This is a genomic window from Ancylomarina sp. YFZ004 (assembly GCF_054254355.1).
The window spans coordinates 545,274-552,129 of sequence record NZ_JBTCHQ010000002.1 but is presented as its reverse complement, the minus strand read 5'-3'; the positions used below and the strand labels follow the sequence as shown (position 1 = coordinate 552,129).

Sequence of the window (6,856 nt, the reverse complement as noted above, 5' to 3'; positions counted from 1 at the left end):
AACTTTTTTATTCCAGCAATCCTAACGCTTTTCTAAAGTTTATTTGAGTTTAATCTTAAGAGTCTGACAACCAGTAAATATTATCTCAAAAAAAGATATTGCAGCTAATTTATTCCACTAAATACGGTCTATTCAGACGATCAAAATCAAATGAGAATCCAAAAAGAAAGGATAAGCTTTCACTTATCCTTTTTTAATAGAGAAAAATCAATTCTCTTATATCATATATTAGTATGCTCCTATCCTATTTCAAATCAAAAACACATACAAACAACCTAAACATCTGATAATAAACACAGAGGCAAATAATCTATATTGTTATCTACCATGCTTTTTCATCCAAGGGAAAGTTTGTTCATTTAACTTACCAAATTCTTTAGCCGTAAGATCATCCATCTTCATTCTATAAACCTCAACATTTTTAACGGCTGGGGAGTTATAAGTAAACTTTCTATCAGTGAATTGCGCCATCAAAGCATTAAGAGAATCTACTTTAGTGTCGAAATCTAAAACAAACTCAATAATTCCTCGAGCTACAATACTTTTACCTTTTACTCTATAACTACAGGCAACATCTACATTTTGGTAGGCTAAAACTGTATCAGTACAAAAAGTAAGACAAGCATCGGGGTTCTTTTTTAAAGAATCAATCAATTTTCCGAAGTTAGCACCGTGCAAATAGATATACCCATTCAGATAACCAAAGTTCATAGGAACAACGTAGGGTCTTCCCTCAGTATCGATAACGCCTAAATAACAGAGATCGCAAGAATTGATGATTTCATCAATCTGCTCCTTATCTTCAATAAATACAGTCTTCATAAGTTTGTTCTTTTATATTGAGGTCTACACATTATAATACCGACCTATATATCGTCATTTAAAATACGGTTCTATTTCCTAATTCTTTAGATATGGCATTCTTAATTTGATCAAGCACCATTTTTTGTTTCATCAACTCCATTAATCGATCAGAATCGCCAGCTTCCTGAACTTTTTGCATTTCTTTTCCCACTTCTTCAATCAGAAGTTTCACCTTTTTGCCTTTGTATTCATTTACAATTTTGGGAACAAGCTCCTTCAACTTCATCTCCTCTGATTCCATAAAACTATCCTTACGAGTCCACATCCCACTCAATTGGTGGGGTTCACTCATAATATCGGCAGCAAGCTGAACGATTTTAGAATCGGTATGATCTCTAAAAAAGGTTTTAGAATCGAAATTCGGATCAAGCTTATTCTTCATGTACTCATCAAAAACCAGTTGATAAGCTCCATTTACAGAGGTTAACTCATCACGTTCAAGTTCATCGACGATATAGTTACCTACAAGAATCATCTCTTCCTCGCCTTGTTCATTCTTGTGATTGAACAGTTCCTCTTTCCCAAAATTAAGTAATAAGCGAATTAGGGCTCTTTCTTCCAAATCACAATCATTATCAGCACGAATAATAGATTGGTTTACAATTGAATCTTCCCGTGATTGGAGTTCAATATTTGAACGTTCTTCATTTTTCCAGGCTTCTTCTTGTAAGCGTCCTTTTATCTTATCAATTTCAGCATAGAGAGCCTGTTCGGCAACATTTAGTATACTGGAACATTCCTTTATATACACTGATCGAACAATATTGTCTGGGATAATAGCAATTGAACGAACGATATCGTTAATCAGGTTAGCACGCTTAACTGGATCGTTTTTAGCATCTGCTAAAAGCAAGTTGGTTTTAAAAACAATGAAGTCAGTTTCGTTCTTCTCTATATATTGTGTCAATTCTGTAGAACCCATTGTTCTCGAAAATGAATCTGGATCTTCCCCTTCAGGCAATAACAGAACCTTGACATTAAGCTCTTGCTCCAAAACCAAGTCTATTCCTCGAAGAGAAGCTTTGATACCAGCAGGATCTCCATCATATATAATGGTCATATTATTAGAAAAACGCTTTACCAATCGAATTTGATCAGCCGTTAAAGCCGTTCCTGAAGAAGCGACTACATTTTCTATTCCTGCCTGATGAAATGATAAAACATCGGTATAACCTTCAACTAAATAACATTTATCGTTTTGGACAATACTCTTTTTAGCCTGATAGATACCATAAAGAATACGACTCTTGTGATAAACTTCTGATTCTGGAGAATTAAGATATTTTGCAGCTTTAGGGTCTTTCTTTAAAACTCGGCCACCAAAACCAACTGTTCTACCAGCAATACCATGTATAGGAAAAATGACTCTACCCTTAAAACGGTCGATCATTCCTTTTTCTTTATCGATACTTAAACCGGTTTTAACAAGAAATTCCTTTTTATAGCCAGATCGTGTTGCTTGCTCCGAAAAAGCATTCCAACTGTCAAGGCAGAATCCGACTTGAAATTTATTGATGATATCCTCACGAAATCCTCGCTGTTTCATATAACTCATCCCAACTGCAATACCTTGTTCACTCTGTAAAAGTGTCTCCGAAAAGTATTTTTGTGCAAAAGAGTTAACAATCATCATACTCTCTCTATCGTTTTTTCTCTGCTCCTGTTCTGGTGACAATTCTTCGTCAACAATATCGATATGATATTTTTTGCCCAGATATTTTAGAGCTCCCACATAATCAAGATGCTCATGTTCCATCACAAAATTGACAGAATTACCTCCCTTACCACAACCAAAGCATTTGTAAATACCTTTAGCTGGAGAAACTGTAAATGATGGCGTTTTTTCGTTATGGAAGGGACAAAGTCCCAAAAAATTGACACCTCGTTTGCGAAGGGTTACAAAATCAGAAACCACTTCGTCAATTTGAGATGTATCAAAAATCCTTTGTACTGTTGATTGATCAATCATGAAACAAAAGTAGGAAAGATGACTTAAATGATTTCTCTATTTCAAGAAAAGATTTCAACAAGAGATCGGAGATCCTAATTCATTATCAAATGTTTCTGAAAAGACACAATTCCACCCATATAAATTTTCAGAAGATAAATGCTTATAAAACACATCTACCTTGATACATATTTTACTACTTTTGCGAACTAAATAACAATCATTATATAACAAACCTATCTTGTTCACTAATAAAGCCTAGGAGAATTCTCATTTTGTTTTATTAGCGTATAAATACAAAAGAAAAAGTATGAAAATTGCAATTGCTTGTGACCACGCTGGATTTCAGTATAAAAACCAATTAATCGAATTTTTCACCCAAATGGGCCATGAAGTAAAAGATTACGGTTGTCATTCGGAAGATAGTATGGACTATCCAGATACAGCTCACCCTTTGGCTAAAGCTGTAGAAAATAAGGAATTCAACTTCGGATTTACAATTTGTGGTAGTGGAAATGGTATTACTATGACTGCTAATAAGTATCAAGGTATTCGCGCGGCACTTTGTTGGACTGCTGAAATTGCAGAATTAGCACGTCAGCACAATAATGCAAATATTTGTGGTATGCCAGCTCGCTTTATTTCTTACGAAGAAGCTCAGGCTATCGCTAAAACTTTTATCTCAACTGATTTTGAAGGTGGTCGTCATCAAACTCGAATTGATAAGATTCCTGTAAAATAAGATTGCCCTCATGATATCATGATTTAAGAATCATGATAAATTGAGAATTACAGAGTTAGAGATGCGTTATTAATCTTTTAATTTTCCTATATTTGCCTAATTCAATTTTTTCTTTTGATAAGAAATAAGTTGACTTAGAATAAAACAATATCAACTAGCCTATATGCCATACTAAGGTCTATCTGGCTAAGCATTATAATTACTAGAACAGAATAAGAATGTTATCAAATACCTGTAAGTACGCAATCCGATCGGTTATCTATTTAGCTTTAAATGCTCAAGATGGTAAGAAAATTGGAATTAAAAAGATTTCAGAAGATCTAGAAATTCCAACACCATTTTTAGGGAAAATTCTTCAAAGCTTAGCTCGTCAGAAACTGCTTAGTTCGACCAAAGGACCTCATGGAGGATTTGGTTTAGGTAAGGATCCTATGGAAATAAGCTTGATGAATATCGTTGAGATTGTTGATGGACTTGATATGTTTGAGAATTGTTTGATTGGGATGCGTCCTTGTAAAACAGATACAAATAACCAAGACCCTTGTCCTGTACACGGTCAGTTTGGAGGTATTCGCCAACAGCTATATGATTTGTTCAACGACAGAACGGTTGGTAAATTGATAACAGAAATTGAAGCAACTGACGAGTTTATCAGTTTATAAGATTTTCTTGAGAAAAATATAATTGCAAAAGGGCTTACGATTCAAAAGTAAGTCCTTTTGTTTTTTTAGAAAGGTGAACATGAAAACTGAAGTTACCCCTCCAGCTACATCAGCACAAAGATCCCAAAAATCGCCACTCCTATTAACGAAGTAATGCTCTTGTAATATCTCAATTGCACCACCATAAATAGCAATCACTAGAAAAGTGATTAGAGCAATACTTATTCTACTTAATTTTGTTTGGTATCTTAATTCGGCAATCAAAAATATCCCCATAATAAAGAATAGCCCAAAATGAACCATTTTATCAAAATGAGGAATTTCTATCACAGAAGTATGGGGAAGGCTATCTCCAGGAACCGAGCATAAAACAAAAATGATGATTGCCCAGATAATATTTCGTAAAAACAGATTGATGCCCATGATATAAAGATACATTATTTATAAGTTAGGCATAAAGTTGCTGAAGAATTTCCAAAGCTCAATAGGATTCACATAAAAATCCCCCATGTTTAACTTTTTTAAACATAGGGGAAAATCCTTGAATAATTATTCCTTTATATTTTTCTAAGAACACCTAAGAAAGAAATATCACTGGTAACAGTCGGATTTCCTTTATACTTAACTGATCCAATACCCGAAATATTAACTCTTAATTTATCTTCTACAAAAACTTTACCCGTTCCAACACCACTAATATCGATACGAGCTTCATGAGCTCTTAAATCAACTGCATTAACACTACCTGCACCAGAGATATCAATATTTAATTCTTTAACATTTCCCTTTAAAGAAATTGATGAAGCTCCGCTATTGTCTATTGACAGTTTATTAGCTGATAATTCAAGCTTAGCTGAAGAAGCACCATTAATTTCAATTTTAAGCTCATCAAATTTCAAAACATTTTCGTTTTTCAATGAAATCGCACCATTTGCTTTGATGAAACGTAAATACTTGAAGCCAATATAAAGCTCCATTTTTTTTGTATCACGAATACTCTCTTCATTCTTAATGTATAGAACATTATTTCTAACCTCAGTTTTAATAAGTGCCTGAATATTTTCATCAGTTACAACCTTAAGGCTACAATTATCGTCCTGACTTAGGTATATAGTATAAGCACCACTGACTTTAATACCCGAAAAATCGCTTACCTCTCGAACTTCAGTCTTAAGCTTTCCATTTCCTTTAACGCCATCAGCAAAAACGGGCGTGCTAATTGCAAAAATCAATAGAGAAGCAACAAGACCTGTCATGATATTTCTTAACTTATTCATGCTAAATATTTTTTCCCGAGCAATCGGGCTGAAACAAAAAATCTTTATTTGGTTGGTATCAACTATCTGAAAGACGACATTTTTTAACTAATGTTGCATCACCATTTCAAATACGAGTTGATGCAATATAATAAATGTTCAATCGTTTTTGAAATTAAGCATCTCATATTAAACTTTAAACAAGCCTATATGTCAGGTATCTATTTTCATATTCCCTTTTGCAAACAGCTTTGTCATTACTGTGCATTTCATAAAAGTATTAGTTTGCAAGCTAAAGGCAGGATGCTTAATTGCTTGAAAAAGGAATTAAACGACAGAAAAGATTACCTGCAGGGAAAAAATATTGATAGTATTTACTTTGGTGGAGGAACACCATCCGTTTATTCGCCTGAAGAAATTCAATCTTTGATTCATGAAGTCGCTCAACATTTTACTATAAATGAGAATGCTGAAATTACTTTAGAAGCCAATCCTGACGATTTAAATCATGACTATTTAAAAGATTTAAGAGAAACATCAGTAAACCGACTATCTGTAGGCATTCAATCTTTTCACGATGAAGATTTAATTTTGATGAATCGACGTCACTCTGGGCAACAAGCTTATGATGCCATTAAAAGAGCACAAGATTACGGCTTCGATAATATTTCTGTTGATCAGATCTATGGTGTGCCAGGCTTGACTTTTGAAAAATGGGAGCAGAATCTTAAAAAAGTATTCGAATTAAATATTCAACATATCTCCTCATATCATTTGATGTATGATCCTAATACGGTTTTTTCACATAAACTGAAAAAAGGTATTCTTAAGGAAGTGGAGGAAGATGTCAGTATAGCTCAATATAAACATCTTATTTCTGAAGCAAAAAAACACGGCTTTACACATTACGAAATCTCCAACTTCAGTAAATCGGGTTTAGAGTCACGACACAATAGTAGCTATTGGAAACAAAAAATGTATTTAGGCTTAGGCCCTTCAGCACATTCCTATAATCTCAACAAACGAGAATGGAATATATCTGACAATTTGAAATATATGAATGCTATTGAAAAAGGAGGTGAGTATTCAGAATATGAAGAACTCAGTTTCAACGATAGATTTAATGACTATGTATTAACATCGCTTAGAACCTTGTGGGGATTAGATTTAGATGTGGTGAAGACTGAATTTGGTGAGCAATACTATAAATCTTGTCTAGAAAAAGCTGATAAATTTATTAAAAGTGATGATGTGAGAATAGAAAATGGACATATTATCCTCACAGACAAGGGTGTTTTTATTTCAAATGATGTGATGTCGGATTTCTTCTTTATCGAAGAATAATCAAATTCCAATATAATACAGAACCAATTATTATTCGTGT

At 33.7% G+C, this 6,856-nt stretch carries 7 protein-coding genes; 3 read left to right on the top strand and 4 right to left on the bottom strand.

Translation table 11 applies throughout. The annotated features are described in order from the left end of the window. Positions 1 to 318: 318 nt before the first annotated feature. Together ACXR6G_RS05550 and dnaG are read right to left on the bottom strand one after the other, a co-directional pair. Entirely contained in the window at positions 319 to 822 is a 504-nt protein-coding gene (locus ACXR6G_RS05550; protein ID WP_458360410.1) for a pyridoxamine 5'-phosphate oxidase family protein, read from the bottom strand. A gap of 58 nt (positions 823 to 880) precedes the next feature. Next, positions 881 to 2,833, bottom strand: coding sequence for a DNA primase (gene dnaG, locus ACXR6G_RS05545; RefSeq protein WP_458360409.1), 1,953 nt, complete (start codon positions 2,831 to 2,833; stop codon positions 881 to 883). 289 nt (positions 2,834 to 3,122) lie between these two features. Between dnaG and rpiB the strand changes: the two genes are divergently transcribed. Both rpiB and ACXR6G_RS05535 read left to right on the top strand, forming a co-directional pair. After that, positions 3,123 to 3,554 carry a ribose 5-phosphate isomerase B gene (gene rpiB, locus ACXR6G_RS05540; protein WP_458360408.1) on the top strand — a complete coding sequence of 144 codons (432 nt, stop codon included), beginning with the start codon at positions 3,123 to 3,125 and terminating at the stop codon, positions 3,552 to 3,554. 218 nt (positions 3,555 to 3,772) lie between these two features. Continuing rightward, positions 3,773 to 4,216 (top strand): RrF2 family transcriptional regulator, encoded by a 444-nt coding sequence (locus ACXR6G_RS05535; protein WP_458360407.1) that lies wholly within the window; start codon positions 3,773 to 3,775, stop codon positions 4,214 to 4,216. Here ACXR6G_RS05535 and ACXR6G_RS05530 read toward each other — a convergent pair. Continuing rightward, positions 4,211 to 4,654, bottom strand: a complete 444-nt coding sequence (locus ACXR6G_RS05530; protein ID WP_458360406.1) for a VanZ family protein — start codon at positions 4,652 to 4,654, stop codon at positions 4,211 to 4,213. The two genes, ACXR6G_RS05535 and ACXR6G_RS05530, sit on opposite strands and share 6 nt — an antisense overlap. Before the next feature lie 119 nt (positions 4,655 to 4,773). After that, the gene (locus ACXR6G_RS05525; protein ID WP_458360405.1) at positions 4,774 to 5,493 is read right to left on the bottom strand and encodes a head GIN domain-containing protein; all 720 of its coding nucleotides are present in this window, start codon (positions 5,491 to 5,493) and stop codon (positions 4,774 to 4,776) included. Positions 5,494 to 5,613: 120 nt separating this feature from the next. Here ACXR6G_RS05525 and hemW point away from each other — a divergent pair, with 120 nt between their 5' ends. Then, positions 5,614 to 6,816, top strand: a complete 1,203-nt coding sequence (hemW, locus tag ACXR6G_RS05520) for a radical SAM family heme chaperone HemW (RefSeq protein WP_458360404.1) — start codon at positions 5,614 to 5,616, stop codon at positions 6,814 to 6,816. Positions 6,817 to 6,856 lie beyond the last annotated feature (40 nt).

Excerpts from the sequence above, each read along its gene's own strand:
- ACXR6G_RS05550 (WP_458360410.1), bottom strand. The coding sequence starts at position 822 with ATGAAGACTGTATTTATTGAAGATAAGGAGCAGATTGATGAAATCATC.
- dnaG (WP_458360409.1), bottom strand. The coding sequence starts at position 2,833 with ATGATTGATCAATCAACAGTACAAAGGATTTTTGATACATCTCAAATT.
- rpiB (WP_458360408.1), top strand. The coding sequence starts at position 3,123 with ATGAAAATTGCAATTGCTTGTGACCACGCTGGATTTCAGTATAAAAAC.
- ACXR6G_RS05535 (WP_458360407.1), top strand. The coding sequence starts at position 3,773 with ATGTTATCAAATACCTGTAAGTACGCAATCCGATCGGTTATCTATTTA.
- ACXR6G_RS05530 (WP_458360406.1), bottom strand. The coding sequence starts at position 4,654 with ATGTATCTTTATATCATGGGCATCAATCTGTTTTTACGAAATATTATC.
- ACXR6G_RS05525 (WP_458360405.1), bottom strand. The coding sequence starts at position 5,493 with ATGAATAAGTTAAGAAATATCATGACAGGTCTTGTTGCTTCTCTATTG.
- hemW (WP_458360404.1), top strand. The coding sequence starts at position 5,614 with ATGCAATATAATAAATGTTCAATCGTTTTTGAAATTAAGCATCTCATA.